The sequence below is a fragment of the Chitinophaga qingshengii genome, assembly GCF_014529935.1.
Taxonomy (GTDB): domain Bacteria; phylum Bacteroidota; class Bacteroidia; order Chitinophagales; family Chitinophagaceae; genus Chitinophaga; species Chitinophaga qingshengii.
On sequence record NZ_JACVFC010000001.1, the window covers coordinates 2,085,432 to 2,106,613 of the forward strand.

The 21,182-nt window shown below is 45.4% G+C and carries 18 protein-coding genes, 1 other RNA gene and 1 pseudogene; 9 read left to right on the forward strand and 11 right to left on the reverse strand.

The annotated features are described in order from the left end of the window. Positions 1-332 precede the first annotated feature (332 nt). Together ICL07_RS07890 and ICL07_RS07895 are read left to right on the forward strand one after the other, a co-directional pair. The gene (locus ICL07_RS07890; protein WP_188087376.1) at positions 333-734 is read left to right on the forward strand and encodes an MFS transporter; all 402 of its coding nucleotides are present in this window, start codon (positions 333-335) and stop codon (positions 732-734) included. Positions 735-750: 16 nt separating this feature from the next. Next, positions 751-903: a hypothetical protein gene (locus ICL07_RS07895; protein WP_188087377.1), complete on the forward strand. Its 153-nt coding sequence runs from the start codon at positions 751-753 to the stop codon at positions 901-903. Between the two features lie 684 nt (positions 904-1,587). Here the strand turns inward: ICL07_RS07895 and ICL07_RS07905 are convergent. The 7 genes and pseudogenes from ICL07_RS07905 to ICL07_RS07935 form a co-directional block, all read right to left on the reverse strand. Further along, a pseudogene (locus tag ICL07_RS07905) lies at positions 1,588-2,113 on the reverse strand (transposase); the annotation flags it as partial. 49 nt (positions 2,114-2,162) lie between these two features. Then, on the reverse strand, positions 2,163-4,373 hold the full coding sequence (locus ICL07_RS07910) for a DNA/RNA helicase domain-containing protein (protein ID WP_188087380.1): 2,211 nt from the start codon (positions 4,371-4,373) through the stop codon (positions 2,163-2,165). Next, positions 4,370-4,699: a nucleotide pyrophosphohydrolase gene (locus tag ICL07_RS07915; protein ID WP_188087381.1), complete on the reverse strand. Its 330-nt coding sequence runs from the start codon at positions 4,697-4,699 to the stop codon at positions 4,370-4,372. Before ICL07_RS07915 ends, ICL07_RS07910 begins: the two co-directional genes overlap by 4 nt. A gap of 246 nt (positions 4,700-4,945) precedes the next feature. Beyond that, positions 4,946-5,319: a transfer-messenger RNA gene (gene ssrA, locus ICL07_RS07920) on the reverse strand. Between the two features lie 81 nt (positions 5,320-5,400). Beyond that, on the reverse strand, positions 5,401-6,747 hold the full coding sequence (gene rseP, locus ICL07_RS07925) for an RIP metalloprotease RseP (RefSeq protein WP_188087382.1): 1,347 nt from the start codon (positions 6,745-6,747) through the stop codon (positions 5,401-5,403). 85 nt (positions 6,748-6,832) lie between these two features. Continuing rightward, positions 6,833-7,999 carry a 1-deoxy-D-xylulose-5-phosphate reductoisomerase gene (locus ICL07_RS07930; protein ID WP_188087383.1) on the reverse strand — a complete coding sequence of 389 codons (1,167 nt, stop codon included), beginning with the start codon at positions 7,997-7,999 and terminating at the stop codon, positions 6,833-6,835. Positions 8,000-8,060: 61 nt separating this feature from the next. Continuing rightward, positions 8,061-9,560 (reverse strand): GH3 auxin-responsive promoter family protein, encoded by a 1,500-nt coding sequence (locus ICL07_RS07935; RefSeq protein ID WP_188087384.1) that lies wholly within the window; start codon positions 9,558-9,560, stop codon positions 8,061-8,063. Between the two features lie 397 nt (positions 9,561-9,957). Between ICL07_RS07935 and rplU the strand changes: the two genes are divergently transcribed. From rplU to ICL07_RS07970, 7 genes are all read left to right on the forward strand, one after another. Next, on the forward strand, positions 9,958-10,260 hold the full coding sequence (gene rplU, locus ICL07_RS07940) for a 50S ribosomal protein L21 (protein ID WP_168811125.1): 303 nt from the start codon (positions 9,958-9,960) through the stop codon (positions 10,258-10,260). Between the two features lie 52 nt (positions 10,261-10,312). Further along, the gene (rpmA, locus tag ICL07_RS07945) at positions 10,313-10,591 is read left to right on the forward strand and encodes a 50S ribosomal protein L27 (protein WP_113614786.1); all 279 of its coding nucleotides are present in this window, start codon (positions 10,313-10,315) and stop codon (positions 10,589-10,591) included. A 64-nt stretch (positions 10,592-10,655) separates the two neighbouring features. After that, positions 10,656-11,054: a hypothetical protein gene (locus ICL07_RS07950; RefSeq protein ID WP_188087385.1), complete on the forward strand. Its 399-nt coding sequence runs from the start codon at positions 10,656-10,658 to the stop codon at positions 11,052-11,054. A gap of 278 nt (positions 11,055-11,332) precedes the next feature. Then, positions 11,333-13,021, forward strand: coding sequence for a DNA polymerase/3'-5' exonuclease PolX (locus tag ICL07_RS07955; protein WP_188087386.1), 1,689 nt, complete (start codon positions 11,333-11,335; stop codon positions 13,019-13,021). Beyond that, positions 13,018-13,746: a PrsW family intramembrane metalloprotease gene (locus ICL07_RS07960; RefSeq protein ID WP_188087387.1), complete on the forward strand. Its 729-nt coding sequence runs from the start codon at positions 13,018-13,020 to the stop codon at positions 13,744-13,746. The genes ICL07_RS07955 and ICL07_RS07960 overlap by 4 nt, the downstream gene beginning before the upstream one ends. Positions 13,747-13,843: 97 nt before the next feature. After that, positions 13,844-14,479, forward strand: coding sequence for a DsbA family protein (locus tag ICL07_RS07965; protein ID WP_188087388.1), 636 nt, complete (start codon positions 13,844-13,846; stop codon positions 14,477-14,479). A gap of 10 nt (positions 14,480-14,489) precedes the next feature. Continuing rightward, entirely contained in the window at positions 14,490-14,984 is a 495-nt protein-coding gene (locus tag ICL07_RS07970; protein WP_188087389.1) for a GNAT family N-acetyltransferase, read from the forward strand. A gap of 281 nt (positions 14,985-15,265) precedes the next feature. Here ICL07_RS07970 and ICL07_RS07975 read toward each other — a convergent pair whose 3' ends face one another. From ICL07_RS07975 to ICL07_RS07990, 4 genes are read right to left on the reverse strand one after another with little or no spacing between them, the layout of a single operon-like run. Beyond that, a complete protein-coding gene (locus ICL07_RS07975; RefSeq protein WP_188087390.1) occupies positions 15,266-17,749 on the reverse strand; it encodes a Calx-beta domain-containing protein in 2,484 nt (827 codons plus the stop codon). A 60-nt stretch (positions 17,750-17,809) separates the two neighbouring features. Then, positions 17,810-17,959, reverse strand: coding sequence for a hypothetical protein (locus tag ICL07_RS07980; protein ID WP_188087391.1), 150 nt, complete (start codon positions 17,957-17,959; stop codon positions 17,810-17,812). Between the two features lie 45 nt (positions 17,960-18,004). After that, complete coding sequence (locus ICL07_RS07985; RefSeq protein ID WP_188087392.1) at positions 18,005-20,224, reverse strand: OmpA family protein; 2,220 nt, start codon at positions 20,222-20,224, stop codon at positions 18,005-18,007. 10 nt (positions 20,225-20,234) lie between these two features. Further along, positions 20,235-21,149, reverse strand: coding sequence for a PorP/SprF family type IX secretion system membrane protein (locus ICL07_RS07990; protein WP_188087393.1), 915 nt, complete (start codon positions 21,147-21,149; stop codon positions 20,235-20,237). Positions 21,150-21,182: the final 33 nt, after the last annotated feature.

Consider the following 21,182-nt stretch of genomic DNA (forward strand, 5'->3'; position numbering starts at 1 on the left):
GCATATTTTAATGTACGGGAGGCGTTGAGTTCGAACATCTTGGAAATTGCCTATGCACCGGGCTCTGAATACCCTTCTCACTTCAATAAACACTTCAGACAGGGGTCCACGGTAGCCGTAATTGCCATCAGCAAACGTGCTTTTTTAAAGACCTCTATAAAGGCGAAGCCTTAAAAGTATGTTCTCCGTCATCTGAGCTATTGACCCCACCATAGCGCCTTTCCTGGGCGAATATTTTCAGACAACCTGGGGCTGGTCATCCAACTTCATGCTCGTTGGTTACTTTGGACTGGCGTTCTTTATCATGGAACTGATCATCGAACGGCGAATCCATGAAAGCTGCGCAGCCATTCTGCCTGTCATCCATCACACAAGCCTATGGCAAAATGATCAAAAAACCGGACTTTACTTCCGGTATGGTCATCATCGGACTGAGCTATGGTATGATGCTGCTATACGGCATGTGCAGTTTTTTGATTGAACAACAATTACATTTCTCCCCCACTACAACAGATTATTATGCCATGTTTTCCGGTCTTTCTGTAATAATTGGCAGCACCACCTCCAGGATACTGGTAGGTAAAGCATTCTGCAAAAAAACTGATGATAGCCGATATGATGCAATTGCTGGTAGTGGCAGTCATGATACCTTTAACACACTACTACCACAATCTATTTACACTGCTCATCTATGTTTTCCTGCTGCACAGTACCGCCGGGGTTATCTTCAATAACCTCTTGTCGTATTGTTTGATCCGTTTTCCTCAATATGCAGGCAAGGCCAGCGGACTCACAGGCGGCGGGTTTGCGGTCGTTACTGCGGTATTAAGCTCCGTGATGGTCAATACTATTTCCATCAGCAATCAGATGATACTGGGAGTAACTTATGTATTATCATTATGATTACGTTTGTGATACTGGTGAGAACGAAATGGAAGGAAGGGAAGAAGTGGTGAAAGTATAACTTCTTCCAATACAATCTACATCGTTAAAAGCATAACTAATAAGGATTACGTCCGCTAAAAACCGGATATGTTCCTCAATTAGCTTTTTTACTGTCTTCAGAAACAGTGTCGAAGTCTAATTCTCCAACAAACCAACTCAGAAGTCGAGCCTATGTTAGCTATTTGCCGCAGGCGGGATAATTTCCACTAATAATGCCAATCAGGTCATATACCGCCCACTTACCTTTTCGGCGGTCAAATTCCTTCCTTTCCTCCTCAGTTAAAGCGGTTTTCACCTCAGCCAGAGAGTCCGGGATATGATTTTCCCTTAACAGATATGCTCTGATTTTCAACGGGTGGCTATTCCAATCAACTGTAAAACCAGCAACATCAGACCATCTGATTGAGATGTATTCGTTTTTGTCGATTATAGGAGCATTAAGGTATAACCTGGCATAATTAGTATCGGACAGAAAATTGGACCTGGTTACCATTGTTAAACACCTATCTCCGGTGGGAGACGAGATGGTATAGGTATGGGTAGCGGTACATCCTACAAGACACAGTAAAAATAATATTAGTAGTTTTTTCATGATTAACCTCCTAAAAGGGAGTGTAAAAATAAACTGTGTCTCCTGGTAATTTATAACTGTAATTTCAGATGATCACCAAATATAATTAATAACTGGGACACAACCAGACTGCAGTTTTGAAGGGGTCGTGTCAATTTTTTCCGGATGCTCCGGGCAGCCAGGTAGATTAATTTCAGCAGAGCCATATCGGAGGTAAAGGCTCCTTTGCTTTTGGTCACCTTACATACCTGGCAATGGAAGCCCTCGATAATATTAGTGGTGCAGATCAGCCTACGGATGGCTTCCGAATATTGGAAGTATGTAGTGAGCTTACCCCAGTTTCTGCACCAAGGGTCTATAACAACCGGATATTTCTTTCCCCATTTTTCGTCCAGCTGATTCAGTTGGTACTCTGCTTGTTCCTTGCTCACCGCCTGGTAAACCGGTTTTAAATCGGCCATAAATACCTTTCAGTCCTTATTGGCTATGTACTTGATAGAATTACGGTTTTCCGAGACATACATGCCCAAACAATTCTCTGCGTCCATCAGTGTTTATTCCAAGGATATTATAAACACATCCTATGACCATATCACCTCTTCTTTACCGTCTTCCAGTTTCCGTATATTGTGTATTTATCAAGACTTCACAAAACTTTTTCAAATATACCAATCACCTCTAGGAGGGTTAACTCATTCCCTTCAAGAAGAATGTTTTTATAAAAGGGATTAGTGGAGAGTGGTTTCAAAATGATCTGTTCGTGTTCCCAATAGCCGTCATCCCCTTGCTTTTTTTTACTAAAATATTTTTTAACCGTATAGCTCGATCCAAAATCGACGTCTTGCCTGTCAGTTAGTGCTACCAATACGATCTCTCCATTCCTGGTTCCCCCGGAATATTTGCGGAACAGGCAAATAGCACCGTTGGGAATTTCTTTATTCATAGATTCCCCAACCACTTTACAAGCAAAATGATCTTTGGAAATAGCGATCCCATCTTCCACCGGATACCAAATAGTTTCAGCACTCACCCTTTGCTGCTCGCTGAAGCTTCCGGCAGCTGCGCTTAGATCATACAAGGGAACACAATTAACATATGGTTTAAGAACGCTTTCTTTTGCAGTATCGATAGTATCAGATTCCCCAAATACCGGGATATATTTGGAAAAATATTCACGCAGCGCCTCATCGCAAACATACAGGTATGTTCCCTTAATGCCGCGTAACATCATTGTCTTATAAATATTGATAATAAAGCTTTTCAGCTGAGCAGTATTTTTGACACCATTTTTCCCATTCTTGTCGAAGTAGTTCTCCCTTCTGATGATGATTTCTCCCCTTTCACGGTCATATCCAATCTCGTTTCCCAAAATAATACCGGCGTAATTCAGATCATACCCCTGAACAGTATGAATACAACCTACTTCCCTGATAGCATCAGGGGAATTGATCCAGTCTTTATTAACGCTATTCCACTTTAATTTAATTGTTCCTATCTCAATATCAAAGTCTCTCTTTACTTTTTTCTTACCCTTCTTAGATACCCAGGGCCATGCAAACCCTGCTAACGTTCTGGCCAATTGTTCGGTCCTCTCCTTTTCTCTGATTTGGTCGATCATTTGTTGCAGATCATGAAAGAGCAGAAACTCATAATTTTTTATCTTAATTTTTTCTGTATTACGGGGAACGTCTCCATTCAGCAAACAGGTGATGAACTTTACATATTTCGCGCCTCCTTTCACTCTGAATTGTGAGTAAAGATATTCCGTTTTCGTCGTCACTGAATTTTTCAGCGAATCGAACGCCTTTTGAGGAACGTCTGATGGCCTTACCGACTGAAATTCATCATAAAAAAGAATATTCTTGGCCGATTGTTTCAAGACCCAATCAAGCTCATGATTTTTTTCCTTATCGAAGCCGAGTGCTTCAGAGGTTATATCAAAGACACCAAAATAACTGCCCAAGTTCTTTCGCTGACGAAGCCGATGGGCTTCATCAACCAAAACAATATCATAAGTATTTTTGCGAAGACCAGCTGGGCCCACTACCATTGCTGCATTTAACCCTTCTACGTTCCTGAATATTTTTTGCACCGTTGATCTAAAGGAATCTACAGCAATGACCAATGCCATTTTAGGATTTGGGAGCTTGCTCTTAAGCTGCAATACAAGATCTGCAACAACCATGTCCTCTGGTCCAAATGCGCCGAAGTTAAAATCGTCCGTGGGTGTATGCAACAACTTGAATAAAAATACCGCTAACACAGTTTTTCCCGAGCCGGCCCCCCCTTCAATTACAATACTTTTATAGTTGTCGTCCAGTAATGATTTCAGAATTAATATCAAACTCTTCGTCTGGTCTTCACTTAGGGACTTGTACGGTGAATATTTAAAAAGATCAGAATTATCGATCTGCCTCAAAGTATGCTTTACTACCTTCTCCCTAAGAAGCTTCTCCCAGATTGATCTGAAAATATTCGAATACAGTTCTTCTTTTTGGTAATAGTCATGATCTCGCAATCCAAGGTTTGCGTTGAGTAACTTGTACCCTCCATCTCCGGATAAATACTTGATACAGTTCGCCTCAATATCGAGCGTGGCAGACTTATTAAACTTGTTGCCGGAGATTAAAAGAACTTCATGCAACTTACATTTATCAGGATGACTTAAGTGGGTGGTAAGCCTTGTTATGATATCAACCGTCTCACCTACATATGCAGAAAGCTTCTTCTTACCGGTCTCCTTCAGCAGGTAAACAACCGGCCAGCGATTTTCCGCAAAAGGATAATCGCCCAAAAAGTCGATAACCTCAGCATTAAAACGGTGTGGACATATTGAAAATTCCGTGGTAAAACTCATAGGTCGTTATATTTCTTGGCGCTGCCCCTCGCTTTCTCGACAGGATATTTTAATGCATTGTTTTGGATCTTACGGCTAACAATTTCATTAATATCAAAATCATATTTATCCGCCAGTTGAATGGCGTAGGTAAAGATATCCGCCAATTCCTCCTTCACTCTTTCCTGATCTGCTTCCTCAGCATTTTTCCAGAGAAACAATTCATTCAGCTCACCTGCTTCAATACTTAATGCCAATGCCAGATCCTTGGCATTGTGAAACTGGCCCCAGTCACGTTCCTGATTGAACTGTCTGATTAGATTGATTAATGATTGCCAATCACCCATAAATACGTCTTTAATTATCCTAATTTAAGAAAGAATTCAGAAATAACTGCACTTCCGTGTCATAATAAGACAACCGTTATCGTAGAAGCATATATTGGCTTTGAAATACGCCGAATACCAACGCTAAAGATGTTTGGAAAATTACTTTACAACAGCTTAGAAAATACTTACCTGTAAAAACAAAAACAGCTACCACATAAGTGATAGCTGTCAGTATTTTCCCCGGAAGAAACCCGGGACTTTGTGATGTGGAGATGGCGGGAATCGAACCCGCGTCCAAACATATTCGTCGAAAGCTTTCTACATGCTTATTTATGCATTGATTTGTCGGAACTCAGCAGGGGCACAACGAACCAACCTCGTTCTTATCCGTTTAGCTTCAGTGCTCACTCACAGAAACCATGAGCACCTATCCCTATGGGTTTGATGATTCAGCGGCGGGAGTCGCATAAGGCGACAACTCCGGGCGGCTATAATGGGTGTCTAATCGCTGATTAGGCAGCCATGGCGTAGTTAGATTCGCCAATTAAAGTTTGAATATTCAGATTAACGTGCTAATTATCCAACGCACGACATGCTTACACTTTCAAAGACCTATGCTGTCAAAACCAGGCATCCCCGATTTCAGAACCACAAATATACAAAAAAAATATGGATTACGGAAATCCCGTAATCCATATCCTTTATAAAAATCAGTCTGTTTAGAACCATTTACTGATAATGTTCCGCCAGAAGTCCAGCCCGTTGGCCAGCAACAGCAAACCAAACAGGATGATCATACCGCCAATCTGCGCATATTCGAGGAACTTCTCGCTGGGCTTGCGGCCGGTAATGATCTCATACAACAGGAACAGCACGTGTCCACCGTCCAGCGCCGGAATAGGCAGGATGTTCATGAATGCCAGGATAATGGACAGGAAGGCTGTCATCTCCCAGAAAGTCAACCAATCCCAGGCTTCAGGGAAGAGGTTACCGATACTCATAAAACCACCTAAAGACTCACTCACCTTCACTTCTTTGGATACGAAGATCAGACGCAGCTGCTGTACATAAGACACCAGTTTATCCACACTCATCCTGAAACCGCCGGGAATAGCCTCTAACAGCGTGTATTTTTTAACCTTGAAATCAAAGAATTTATCCAGGTCCTGCGGATAAATACCCAGCCTGGCTTTCTCATCCAGCTTCATCGGGATAGTGATGGAATCTTTACCTCTCAGGATACCGATGTTGACTTCTTCATTTTTGTGTTTGCGCAGTTCTTTGGCAAAATCACTGAAATAAGGCACCGGTTTACCGTTGATGGATAACATCTGGTCGCCGGGCTTAAAAAGGCCGCTTTTATCCGCCAGGGAACCTTTTTCAAATTTCTCTATGTAGTACGGGAAACGAAGATAGGCAAACGGTTCCTTCTGCTTCAGCAAGGCGTTCACAAACCCTGCCGGGATGGGAATGCTCAGCTCCTGACCATCGCGCATTACCTCAATGGTTTTAGCTTCCTTGAGGATCAGCTGCCCGGAGAGGCTGCCAAATTTCTCTACTTTTTTATGACCCACGCTCACCACCTTGTCGCCATCACGCAGCCCGATGCTCTCTCCCAGGGAGTCTACGGCGATGCCATATTTCACGTTTTCCATGGGCAGGTATCTTTCACCCCAGTGCCACAGGATCATCGCATAAATAAAGAAGGCCAGTATCACGTTGACCGTCACCCCGCCGATCATAATGATCAGACGCTGCCACGCTGGTTTAGACCTGAATTCATAAGGTTGCGGGGGTAGAGACATCGCCTCTTTGTCCATACTTTCATCGATCATACCGGATATCTTCACATATCCGCCAAGGGGCAACCAGCCAATGCCATACTCTGTTTCACCTTTCTTTATTTTAAAGAGAGAAAACCAGGGATCAAAAAACAGGTAGAACTTTTCTACCTTGGTTTTAAACAATTTGGCGGGGATAAAGTGGCCCAACTCGTGCAATACGACCAGTATAGAGAGTGACAGTAACAACTGCCCGGCTTTCACCAATATTACCTCTGTTGTCATTTACTTATTTCAGCTTTAATCTGCCCAATATATCGGATTTAACAGATATTCCGGCAAAACTATTTGTTAATTTTCAACGGTTATTTTAGATAACGATAGCATTGATAAGGGATGCCGCATGTTCACGTGCGGCATTGTCGCACTCGTAATAATCATGCAGTGTCGGTGCTTCGATAAACGGAATTTTGGCAATGGTTTCCTCAATTACCTCCGTCATCTGCAGGAATCCGATCCTGTTACGCAGGAAAGCATGTACTACTTCTTCATTGGCTGCATTCATCACGCAGGCAGTGTTACCTCCCTTGTGCATGGCATCGATGGCGATAGCCAGGTTGCGGAAAGTTTTGGTATCCGGCTGTTCAAAGGTGAGCGAAGAGTAGTTCCGGAAAGAGAACCGTGGAAAATCATTGGCCAGGCGGTCCGGATATCCCAGTGCATACTGAATAGGCAGTTTCATGTCGGGCAGGCCCATCTGGGCTTTGAGGGAACCGTCTACAAACTGCACCATGGAATGGATAATGGACTGCGGATGTATCACCACTTCAATGTTTTCCGGCTGTAAACCAAACATCCAGCGGGCTTCGATCATTTCCAGCCCTTTATTCATCAGGGTAGCACAGTCGATGGTTATTTTAGCGCCCATCCGCCAGTTGGGGTGTTGAAGGGCGTGGTCTTTTTTTACGTTGATGAGGAAATTTGGCTTTTTACCGAGAAAAGGACCACCGGAGGCAGTCAGTATCACTTTCTCCACTTTGCTGAAAGGCTCTCCTACCAGGCATTGAAAAATAGCGGAGTGCTCGGAATCTACCGGGATCACGGGTACATTTTTCCGGCGGGCAGTGGCCATCACGATATCACCGGCAACGACCAGTGTTTCTTTATTGGCCAGGGCTACGGGAGTACCCTGTTCTATAGCCGATAAAGTGGGCGCCAGACCGGCAAAACCCATGATAGCGGCCAGCATCATGTCTATAGAGCTCCAGGAAGCCACTTCTACCATGGCTTTGGCGCCGGCAAACACTTTGATGCCTTTATCAAATAATACGTCTTTTACCTGCTTGTATTTTTCCTCGCTGCCTATCACAACCGCGTTGGGCTTGAATTTCAACGCCTGTTCAATCAGGAGGTCGGCATTCTGTTGTGCAGTCAGCACTTCTACACTGAACTTATCGGGATGCGCTGCTATCACCTCCAGTGCCTGTATACCAATGGATCCGGTGGACCCGAAAATGGCAATTTTTCGTTTATTCATTACGGTGATTTACTTTATTAATCTTTCACAGTGATGTGAACGCTGCTACAGCCGTCACACCTTATGGCTGCACGTATTTTATCAGTTCGTCGGCCAACTTACGGTCATTGCTTAAACGGGGCACCTTGTTTTGTCCCCCCAGTTTTCCAATTGCTTTCATATAGTCTATGAAGCCATGTTTGCGTACTGTTTTTATCTTCAGGGGTTGTAAAATATTACCAGTCAACAGGTCATCATAATAGATATTTTTCTGACGCAGATTATGGTCTACTTTCAGGGCAAATGCCTTCAGGTCCCGGGGTTCGTTTTCAAACTCCACAAACCATTCGTGGTAGGGCAATTCGCCATTCGTTTGTACCATAGGGGCCACCGTAAATTCGGTGATCTGCACATTTTCTTCGGCAGCTGCTTTCATCAGACTGTATTCCACTTCTTCGCCGATCACATGTTCTCCGAAGGCGGAAATAAAGTGTTTGATCCTGCCAGTCACCAGCAAACGGTACGGATTAGTGGAGATGAACTTCACGGTATCGCCCAGGTTGTACCCCCATAATCCGGCGTTGTTGTTGATGATCATAGCGTAATTTACGCCGGTTTGCACATCTTTGAGCGACAGTCGGGTAGGATTTTCATTAAAAATTTCCTGTGCCGGGATAAACTCATAGAAAATACCGGAGTTGGCATTCAACAGCAATCCTTCCTGTTCCTGCGAATCCTGAAAGGCAAAAAAGCCTTCAGAAGCCGGGAAAGTCTCTACCGTATGGATCGGATGACCAATAGAAGCCATCAGTTTGGCACGGTAAGGTTCAAAATTAACCCCGCCATATACCATCACGTCAAAGTTCTTAAATATCTCTTTGATCTTTTTACCATTGGTACGTTCCATCAGGCGGTCAAAGTACATCTGTACCCATGGCGGTATCCCACTGATCAGGGTCATATCCTGGTTAATGGTTTCCTCCACGATTTTGTCCAGCTTGGTCTCCCAGTCATCTATACAATTAGTTTCATATGAAGGAAGCTGATTAGTACGCAGATAGCGGGGAATATGGTGATTCACAATGCCGCTGAGGCGCCCGGTAGGGATGCCTCCTACCCGCTCCAGTTCCGGGGAACCGGACAGGAAAATCATTTTCCCGTCAGCAAAAGCGGTATTGCCGGTTTCGCCCATATAATTAAGGAGGGCGTTACGGGCGGTATCAATATGATTGGAAATAGAATCTTTGGAAATAGGAATATATTTCACCCCGCTGGTGGTACCGGAAGTTTTAGCCAGATAAATAGGCTGCCCCTTCCATAATACGTTTTGTTTCCCCTCCTTGATTCTTTCTATATAAGGTTTAAACTGCTCGTAGTCCCTGATTGGCACAGCTTGTTTGAACTCCTCGTAGGTATGAACTGCATCCAATTTATGGTCATTTCCAAACTCCGTCTTTTTACCCGTCTTTATCAGCTCGTCCAGGATCGCCTCCTGGTCTTCCACCGCCCTCAGCATCTCCTTCTTAAGCTTGTTGTGCACAATAGAAGCAAATGGTTTGGCTAGCAGTGATTTAAACTTCATGCCCTTTATTTTATAATTGAGAGTATATGATCTTTTTTTGATTTTTTGACGTATTCTCCGGAGGATGTCCCCGGATAGCCGTACTCCCATTGTATCCACGTTGGCAGCCCCGGCAGCAGTTTCAAAATCTAAACGACAAAAGTATACAAAATTGCGTTGGTTTGTACGGCAAGATAACTGTTTTTAATGCTTTGTCATATACCGCCGGAAACCCGGGTAACATGGCCCGGGATTTGTTAAAAAAATTTAAAATTCAAGAAAGTATGTATCTTTGAAAAGATTAAGTTTTTATCCGGCTTTTAATACGTATTTACATATATGAATTAAAAAAAGCCGGAAATCTTTGTTCAATTGGAAAACAATTGATACTTTTGCGGAAATTATATTTTGGATAATTATGTTTGCAGTTGTAAAAATCGCAGGTCAGCAATTTAAAGTAGAAAAAGACCAGGAAATTTTTGTACAGCAGTTACAAGGAAAAGTTGGAGACAAAGTGGAGTTTTCCGAAGTACTGTTGACAGACAATGCTGGTGCACTGACCGTAGGCACTGATGTAAAATCAGTAGTAAAGGCAGAGATCCTGAGCCATGTGCAAGGTGACAAAGTGATCGCTTTCAAAATGAAGAGAAGAAAAGGCTTCAGAAAGAAAGTTGGACACCGTACCCATTTCACAAAGATCCGGATCAATGAAATAGCTTAATTTATTTTAAGCTCATTATTTTTATTTAGAGACATATTAAAGTAATTATACAATGGCACATAAAAAAGGTGAAGGTAGTGTAAAGAACGGCCGCGACTCCCAGAGCAAAAGGCTCGGAGTAAAAATCTTCGGTGGTCAACCTGCTATTTCTGGTAACATTATCGTTCGTCAGAGAGGCACCGTTTATCATCCCGGTCAAAATGTAGGCGTTGGTAAAGATTTTACCATTTTCGCGTTGACAGATGGTGTGGTTGAATTCAGAAAAGGTCGCGAAAACAAGACTTACGTTTCTGTTAAAGCATTTGACACCACTGCTCAGGCAGAAGCCTAATCAGTGTTAGCCATAAAGTTTTTTTATACCCAATATTTTTTTACTAACCCAAATTCAAAAAACAATGGCAACAATTAAAAAAGCAGCTGCTAAGAAAGCTGCGCCTAAAAAAGCTGCTGCTAAGAAAGCTGCTCCTAAAAAGAAAGCTGCTGCTAAGAAAGCCGCTCCTAAAAAAGCTGCTGCTAAGAAAGCCGCTCCTAAAAAGAAAGCTGCTGCTAAGAAAGCTGCTCCTAAAAAGAAAGCTGCTGCTAAAAAAGCCGCTCCTAAAAAAGCTGCTGCTAAGAAAGCTGCTCCTAAAAAGAAAGCCGCTGCTAAGAAAGCCGCTCCTAAAAAGAAAGCCGCTGCTAAAAAAGCTGCTCCTAAAAAGAAAGCTGCTGCTAAAAAACCTGCTGCTAAGAAGAAAGCTGCTCCTGCTAAAAAGGCACCAGCTGCTCCTTCAGCACCAGCTGCTCCGGCAAACTAAGATCGGATTTACAAAATGTAGTTATAAAGAACCCGGCTTCTACGCCGGGTTCTTTTTTTGTATAGGCCTCAATCATCGTATCCCCCTCAATCCCCCTGTTCACACCCGGCTAAATTGTTATTCATGCTCCCTCGTCAATAAAAATACCTTCCTTCACGAGAGACAAACATCTTAGCCCATTTGAGATTCCCGCATAATTTCAGCGCCCGCCACCAATCACGAATCCCCTCCCCCGGAAACAACACCCCGGGAATGCATGAAATCCGTATTTTTACCACATGGACAATAATTCAATAGCCGATAATTTTTCCCTGCTGTCCAAACTCATGGATATCCACGGGGAAAACAGCTTTAAAGCCAAATCCTTCGCCTCCGCAGCATTTACCATCGAAAAACTGCCGGCTCAACTGAAAGATACTCCCCGCGATGAGATATTCCGGATCAAAGGTATCGGGGAATCTACCGGGAAAAGCATCCTCGAAATGCTCGATACCAGCAGCTTCGGCCTCCTGGAAAACTATCTCAGTATCACCCCGCCCGGTATCCTCGAAATCATGAAGATCAAAGGCTTGGGACCTAAAAAAATTGCGACCATCTGGAAAGAACTGGAAATAGAATCGATGGGCGAATTATTATACGCCTGTAACGAAAATCGCCTGCTGCTACTCAAAGGATTCGGCGAAAAAACCCAGGAAAATGTCCGCCAAAACATAGAATTCTACCTCTCCAACCGTAACCGCTTCCTCTTCGCAGAAGTGGAAAACACCGCAGCTGAACTGGAAAAACAACTCCGGGAACTGCTGGCGCCTGCACCGGTAGCACTCACCGGCGCTTTCCGCCGCCAGGAAGTCATCATCGATGAACTGGAACTGGTGATCGCGGCTACACCTGAAATATTACATGAACGCATTCCTACCCTACCCGGCTTCGTCCTCCAGGCGGTAAGCGGCACCAGTCAGGCATGGAAATACAACGATCAGCTCAATGTAGTCACCCACACCTGCGCGGCAGACGACTTTCACAGCAAACTCTTCGCTACTACCGGTGCGGCGGCTTTCATCGATAAATTCAACGCGGCTGGCGGCGCCTCCCATCTCCATAAAGCCCCTTCTGAAGAAGCTATCTTCAGCGCCGCAGGGATGGCGTTTATACCACCCTGCCTGCGGGAAGGACACAACGAAATTGAACTGGCCCGCCACCAGCAACTCCCTCAACTCATTACACCAACGGATATCAAAGGTATTATCCACTCCCACAGCCAGTGGAGCGATGGCCACGATACCCTGGGGGAAATGGCCGAAGCAGCCCAAAAACAGGGCTTCGAATACCTCGTCATCAGCGACCACTCCCGCTCCGCTTTTTATGCCAACGGCCTGAGCATCGAAAGAGTAATCGCCCAACAGGAACAAATCGATGAACTGAATAAACAACTGGCTCCCTTCCGTATTTTCAAAAGCATCGAAGCCGATATCCTCAACGATGGTACGCTGGACTACCCAGATGAAGTGCTGGCCCGCTTCGACCTCGTGATCGCTTCTGTGCACTCCAACCTGAAAATGACGGAGGAAAAAGCCATGGCAAGAATCCTGAAAGCGATCGAAAACCCCTATACGACCATCCTCGGTCATATGACGGGCCGGCTGCTGCTGAGCCGCAACGGCTACCCGGTCAACCATAAGGCGGTGATCGATGCCTGTGCTGCCAATAATGTGGTCATTGAACTCAATGCCCACCCACGCCGCCTGGATATAGACTGGACCTGGCTGCCCTACGCGCTGGAGAAAAAAGTACTGATCTCCATCGATCCGGACGCACACAGTATCAAAGGATACCGGGATGTTTATTACGGCACGCTCGCAGCACAAAAAGGAGGGGTCACCAAAACCAACAATCTGAGCAGCTTCGGTGTTGACATGCTCGATAGTTTCCTGCAGGAACGTAAAAAACAAAAAAATATCCCGTCATGATGTTACTGGCCCTCGCCGTCGCCCCGGGACTGGCCATCTGCCTTCTGATGTTCATTATCGACAAATATGACCCGGAACCGGTGGGCCTGTTGATCAAAAGTTTTCTCCTCGGCATGGTCTGCGTGATCATGCCGCTGGCATTTCAGCTGCTCGCCTCGGTATTCGGTTTCCGGGAAGCCAACGAAAACCTGTTCGATACGGCCTTCTTTGCCTTCGGCATCGTAGGCCTCTCGGAAGAAACGGCCAAATTCCTGGTGCTACGCCTCTACGCCTATCCTAAAAAGGCTTTCAACGAACCACTGGATGGTATCGTATATGCGGTGATGATAGGCATGGGCTTCGCTACCCTTGAAAATATCGCCTATGTCGGCCAGTTTGGTTTGGGCACCGGGGTAGCGCGTATGTTCCTCTCCGTGCCTGCCCACGCCACCTTTGCCATATTGATGGGATATTATGTGGGCCTGGCTAAGTTTATACCCGAACAACGCGACGCCCTCCTCTTCAAAGGAGTGATGACCGCCGTATTTTTCCACGGCGCCTTCGATTTTTTCCTGTTCTCCGGCAACAATATCCTGGCGCTGGGAGCAGCCGTTTTTACGCTCGTTATCGCCGCCAGACTATCTTACAAGGCTACCCGCAAAGATGTATTGCTCTCCAAAAGATTATTCCGGAAAGAAGTGAAAGGACCTGTGCTTCAGGAAGGGGAAGAAGACGACCTGTTATAATTATGGTTCTGCTCATACAAGACCCGGAGATTAGTTATCTTTGTAGCCGCCTTGCACTTTTTCAAACGGCTAACCGCTAAAAGCTAAATGCCTGTCTATGCGCTTTATATATGTCTATGATCCGCTTTGCGGCTGGTGCTACGGGTTTACGCCGGTAGTCATGCAGTTTCAGCAACTGCACAGCGGTGACATGGAATTTGATATCCTCTCCGGTGGTATGATAGTAGGAGATAACCGCCACCCGTTCTCTACGATGACGGCTTACATTCAGCGCGAACATACCAACGTGGAAGAGATGACAGGCGTGAAATTCGGACCCGCTTTTCTCGAAAAGCTGCTGCCTTCGGAAGAAATGATGGACTCAGAAAAACCCTCGGTGGCACTCACCGTTTTTAAGACTTACCAACCTGCCAACGCGATCTCTTTTGCACATGATATGCAACACGCGCTCAATTACGATGGACTGAGCCTTAATCACGACAGCACCTACCGGAAACTGATTCAGAAATTTGGCCTTCCGGAAGATGAATTCATCAGCCGCCTGCACGACGAGCGCCTGCGATATGAAACAAACCAGGAGTTCCAACTGGTACAGAACTGGGGCATCACCGGTTTCCCGGCTGCCATACTGGACACCGGAAAACAATTGTACCTCTGCGCCAGAGGATACACACCGCTCGACCGGCTGCAACAAACGGTCGATAACATTATTCAGGAAAGTAACCGTTTATAATACACAAATCATGTATCGCGTAAAATCAACATCAGTAGCCGACATTCCCGTTATACAGGAGTTGACTGAGAGAATCTGGAAACCAACGTACAAAAGTATCCTCGAGCCTGCACAAATCGATTATATGATCGATATGATGTACAGCACTGCTTCTCTGACGAAGCAACTCACAGAGTTAAATCACAAATTCATTGTCCTGCAGGATAATAAAAGACCTATCGGTTACGCTTCCTATAGCCCTACCGATACGGAAGGCGTCTATAAACTGCATAAAATTTACCTCGATCCCAGCTACCAGGGCAAAGGCGTAGGCCGTTTTTTCCTGGACACTGTTTGCCGCCAGGTGAAAAACCTCGGCGCTACCATCCTCGAACTGGACGTTAACCGCTATAATAAAGCCCGCTTTTTCTACGAGAAAATGGGATTCTCTACCTACGATGAGAAAGATACCGATATCGGTAACGGATATGTGATGGAAGACTATGTAATGAGGAAAACATTATAAAAAAAAGAGCCCGGTAAGGACATACCAGGCTATTCCCAAGTTAACCATTAAAAGACACAACTCTTTTTATTTTGAGTTATTTTATTAATTCCTTCTAACATTACCTACGATAAACGGATTATCGTGGATTTACAAATAATAAAAAAAGCAGCATCTTTTATATTTTAATATAAAGGATGCTGCTTTTAAATTTATTAAAGAAAAAATTCCCGCATAGTAACTATGCGGGAATGTAGGTGTTGCCTGAAACAGCGTATATCGGTTATTGATTCAAGCCAGGATTACTTAGTTGTCAACACTGTTCCTTCCTCGTTATCATCATCATGGATAACAGCTACTGCTTTATTCAGTTTCAGCTCAGGTGAAATCTTCAGCACACCGGCATTGTTGGCGGCTGTCACGTCACGAAGCTTCACCGCTACTACGGCATCGGCTTCTCTGATACGGTCGTTTACTACCGCTACCTGGATGTCTGTTTCGCTAAAGGCGCAGTCACCGGTGATTTTCACCATGTCGCCGTTCATGATCACGAACTTACGGCCATACGCGGCTGCACTCATGGAATCTACCCCGAAGTAAATGTTGATATCACTACCAGTACAGTTGGTCTGCACCGTTCCATCCGCCGCTTTTACCAGGATACACTTAAACATGCTCACCGGCGCGGTGGCGGATTCATTGGCATCGGTCAGTTTTACCAGCGTAATATGAGCCGCCTGGTCCTGGATATACTGGGAAGCGGAAATAGAGGTAACGTCACCGTTATAGCCTACAATGGCTTCGTTCTCTGCTTTGATTTCGCTGAGTACCAGCACTACGGTCTCGGCCAGCTCAAAACGGTTGTCATCTTTCACTTTTACAGACAGACTGGCTGTGCTGGCGCCATTCTCAATGGCAAACGGCGCTTTGATGCTGCTCACAAAATCAGCGCCCGGTAAAGCGGTACCATTGCCGAATTTATAGGTCAGCCTTACCGGTTTGGCGGTGGCGTTGATCAACGGGGTACCATCGCGTTTGAATAAACCTGCGGAGAATACCACATCGGTATTAGGTTCCGCGCCATTTGTACCGCCAATGAATTTCACCATGGCTGGCTGATCTAAAATGGTTACTTCGCCTTTTGCCTTTGTAAGGTGCAAATCCGACGCATCCATGATCTCTACATGGAAAGATTCTTTGCCTTCCAGCAGGTTATCACTTTTTACCGGTATCTGGATAGTTTTGGAGATAATAGCGCCTGCGGCAAATTCAGAAGGAACAAAGGAGATCGTACCTTCTGTAATGTCGAAATCGCCCTGACCGGCGCCGCCTTTATGCGGAATGGTTTTGTAATGTACGTTCACAGGGGTACGTACGCCATTGCTTCTGAGGAAGCCGGAAAGTGTGATCGTTAAGGAAGCGTTGGATAAACCATTCAACGGCTCAGACACCGCGATATCGTTAATGGATACGCCATGGCTGATTTTGATGATACGGTTGCCGTCTTCGTCACCACCGCCTGCTGCCAGGATTTCGCCGGAAGGGCTCATTAACAGGGAAGCCAGCGTGGTTTTAGCATCGTATTTGCCCAGCTGTTTGTCAAACATCAGTTCACCATCAGGGGTCAGTTTAATCAGGCGATATCCTTCCCGGGTGACTACACACATTTCATCATCTTCTGTGAGCAACAGGTGCTGGAATACGGTACCGGTGTTCTTGTTAACAACCTGTGTACCATCAGGCAGTAATTTGACGATTTTACCGGTGTTCATGCCGATGTTACCGCCAGCTGCTACTACTTTACCGTTTTTACCCACTTCCAGGGCGTACAGGGCGGCGTCCACTTCCTTGTTGAACAGCTCTGTACCATCCGGACGCAGCTTCACGATACGGCCTTTATCTTTCTCTTCTGCGCAGGCAAAAATCTGACCCAGGTCATTCACCTTCATGGCATTAAATTTACCATCTACGGTGCTGTATTCTTTATCGAATACCACCTGGCCTTCAGCGTTTACTTTGGCGATACGGCTGGCGTTGCCGGTACCATAGGCGCCACCGCCCATAGCGAGAAGGGAACCATCTTCCAGCAACAGCATTTTTTCAAATACAGCACCGGGTTTACCAAAAGTAAGTTCAAATTGTTTTTCACCTTTACCATCTACTTTTACCATAAAGGCTTTACCCTGACCGTCTCCTACGTCGCCGCCAACAGCCACAATATTCTCGTCTTCGTCGATCAATACATTTGTAAATACGTTGTGTGCACCAAAACCTTTATCAAATTCAATTTTACCTTCCGCGCTCATTTTGGTGATGCGGGCCTGTGCAGGCTTGCTGCCATCTACGCCTACGGTGATGTAGTTACCATGACGGTCGGCAATAATTTTGGTGAAATAACCACCCTGGCCATTGCCAATGCTTTTATCAAAGACAACTTCGCCGGTGGCGTTTAATTTGGTAATACGGGCGTTGCCGTATGCGATGGTACCGCCACCTACAGCGACCAGTTCGTTTTTAGGCAACAATAATAAATCCTGGTAAGCTACCAGCCCGCCCTTGTTTAAGCGGGTATTAAAAATAGGAGTTCCCGTGGAGGATAATTTGGTAATACATCCGTTATCCAATCCACCGCCGATAGCAACAATAGCATTGTTCTCCGCAATAGCCAGCTTACGGTACTGGTTTTTGGGAGCGCCCATGCTTTTGTTGAACACAACTGGCATTTCCTGGGCAAAGACCTGTGAGCCTATTCCCAGCAACAGCATTAGTGATGCAAACTTGTTCATTTTGTTAGTTTGATATACGCAATAAAAAATTCTGTTTACAGTATGGTGATTTCACACCTTCTATTCACCCCTTGGTTGCAGGATGAACTTCTCCCGGTCTATATCCGGCAAATACCGGCTGGCTACCAGCACCGGCCGGGGAGAGCCGGAATAGTTGATCCGGATACGACCCGCTTCTACCCCACGACTGAGCAAACACCCGTGATGCAAATTTGTTCATTTTATTAGTTTGAGATACGCATTAAAAAATTCTGTTTACTGTATGGTAATTTCACACCTTCTGTTCACCCCCTGCTGAAGAATGAACTTCTCCCGGTCCACATCCAGCGAATACTGGCTGGCTACCAGCACCGGCCGGGTAGAGCCGAAATAGTTGATCCGGATGCGATCCGCTTCTACCCCACGGCTAAGCAAACACTCCTGGATATAGGCGGCCCTGTTTTTAGACAAGGCCAGGTTGTATTTTTCGGTACCAATAATATCGGTATGCCCGTTAACGATGATTAACCGCTGTGGCTGGGCTTTCCAGATATAGAAGATGGAATCGAGCTTACGCCATTCCTTATCTTGCGGGATATAGGAATTAAGATCGAAGTACACTGCCCCCGGTATTTTCCACATAGATACAGGCATTCGGCTGGCGCTGTCGGCACTCAGCGTATAGGCGCTTACGTGAATTTCACTGCTATCGTTTGTTTGTTTTTTTCCGGTAGATGCGGACTGTGTCTTTCCAACGGCTGATGCCTGCCAGTTAAGTTGTTCGGGTTTACCATCTATGGTATGTTGCCCTTCATTGGGCGCGGTGGCGGCCGTTACGGCGCGGGCGGCTGTAGCAACAGCAGGCGCAGGATGGGCAAGGTTCTGCCAGGGTATCATCTCCGGCGAACTGTCCACCACATTATCGGCATAATCTTTTACTTCACGGGAAGACGTACTAACGGGAACGGCTGTATGTACCACCGCAGGCACGGCTGGTTTTTCCTCCGCTTTCACAACCGGAGCCAGGTTATCATAGGATTTATCCCCTACTAAAGTCAGCTGTTGACGGCCATCCGTCTCCATCATGGTATAAGGCACTTTGTCGTCGTCATTTACCGGCTTGCCGGGATAAGGCAGTCCCAGTTGTCTCAAAGGATTTTTCTTCAGATTTAATACATAGATATGGTCATTATCATGTACACCGGAACGGTCCGATGTAAAGTATAATAACAATTTGGATTCATCCAGCACAGCATTCAGATCGTCAAACTGGGTGTTCACCGGGTACGGCAGGTGTACCGGCCCTTCCTCCGGTTTCTTCAGGTCGATCATGAATATATCCAGTCCGCCAAAACCCTGTAAACCGTTGGAAGAAAAGAACAACTTGTCTCCCATAATAAACGGATACAATTCATTGCCGTTGGTATTTACCTTCGGGCCCATGTTCACAGGCGCTTTCCAGCGTTTTTCGGCTTTGTCCCAGTCAGTGTAGTAAATATCCGTACCACCCTGACCGCCAGGCATATCGGACGCAAAGTACAAACGTTTACCATTTGAAGCAACTGATGGATGCAGGAAAGACCAGGAATCTGAAGATTTTCCCAGTTTTACCGGCACCGGTTTACTCCAGGCATCATGATTTTCCTGGTAGGTAGCGGCCAACAGCTGCGTGCCGTTGTTATAATTGATGTAGGAATTTTTCTCGTTTTTAACATCGGTAAACCGGTTAGAGGTGTAAATCACTCTCTTTCCCTGATCGTAGAAAGAGGCCGGCCCGACCTGTAAAATGCCTTTCAGACTGTTGTTGAACGGCTCAATACCATCTTCCGAGATCATGTAAAGTTTGGAATTGGTGTAAAAAGACTGGGCTTCATTCTTCTTAAAATCATTGGAAAGAAAAACAATGTTGTCTTTATACAATGCCAGCCCATACTGGTATCCGGGTAAATTAAGCCGAAGGCTGTCTACCTTTACATTGCGAAGTGAATCGCGGTTATAGAAGTTGTAATAATTTACCAGCGATTCCTGCAGATTGGTAAAGCGGGCGTTGTTTTTATAGGCATTGGCATATACTTCGCTGGTTTGCCGGGCCTTTTCTACTCTGCCGGTACGTTTCAACAGATCAATGTAAGTGGTTACGTCTGTCACCAGCACATCGTCGCTGGGTTTGTAGAGCAGCTCATCATAGAGGCTGACCGTCTTTTCAAATTGCCGGGTTTCAAAATAAATACGGGCCAGCTGGAATTTTGCCTGCCGCCGGGCGTTTTCATTACCGCCGTTATTAATCGCTTCATTACAAAGCGATATCGCCCTTTCATATTCCTGTCTTTTAAACAATCGTTCCGCTCGCCGTACTTTAGACATGCTGCTGCCCATACCGCCGGATGTATGGTCTTTAACAAACGCGCAGGAACCTGTCATGATCAGCACACCCAGGAGAAGCGCCAGGTTGCCAACATGGTAATTTCGCAATCGTTCCGTGAAGAGGGATTTCATAACATTTTTTTTAGAAGTACCGCGGGGCCACCACTTTCCATTTGGACCAGGAAAAACGATAATTGATCATTACTTCGTGGGAAACTGTTTGTGCGCCTTTTAGGTTGGACTGCATGGGACTGTCATAAGAATATCCCAGTTGCAGGCTTTTGTTCAGCTGCACTTGTACAAGACCGGTCATCGTTTTTTCGGAACGCCAGGATGCGCCCAGCCATACCACATTTTTTAAGAGAATATTCGCGTTGAGATCATACTGCACGCCGGTGCCTTTTACGATCCTCAACAGCACATTGGGTTTGAGTTTTACGTTGTCATTAATGGTCAGTAGGTATCCGGATTGAATAAAATAATGCGATTGTACGGTCACTTTGTTCACACTGTTGCCCAGGTCAAAACTTTTAAACATAGGCGCTGATACACCTACAAAAAAGTGATCGGTAAACAACATGAAACCAAAGCCCACATCTGTTTTCCAATAACTCTGGTTCTGCGCAAATGCCGGGTCGGAGGTGGACAGGGAATTATTGTCTTCCCGGTATTGTGACATGCCCCCTTTCAGCCCCATGGCGAGGTATAACTTTTCGTTCAGCTTTACCCGTTGGGATATGTTAAAATGCACACCTGTCTGCGAATTCACCGTGATTTTTTCATTCATCAGCGACACACCCAAACTGGTGTTGGTAGCCTTCAGTGGGGTATAAAAAGAAGCGGTAGCCGTTTTGGGCGCCCCGTCAACACCCACCCATTGGTTGCGGCCAACGGCCGTCAGGCTGGAAGACTCGTCCATGGAGGGATAGGCCGGGTTAATGATCATTCCGTTAAACATATACTGGGAATAGATCGGCTGTTGCTGCGCCCACCCTTTCAGGCAGCAGCAACAGCATAATACTGTTATCCCTAAAGCTGTAATAAGTCGCTTATTCATAGGTATCAGCTTGAATATTTTTACCAATAATGA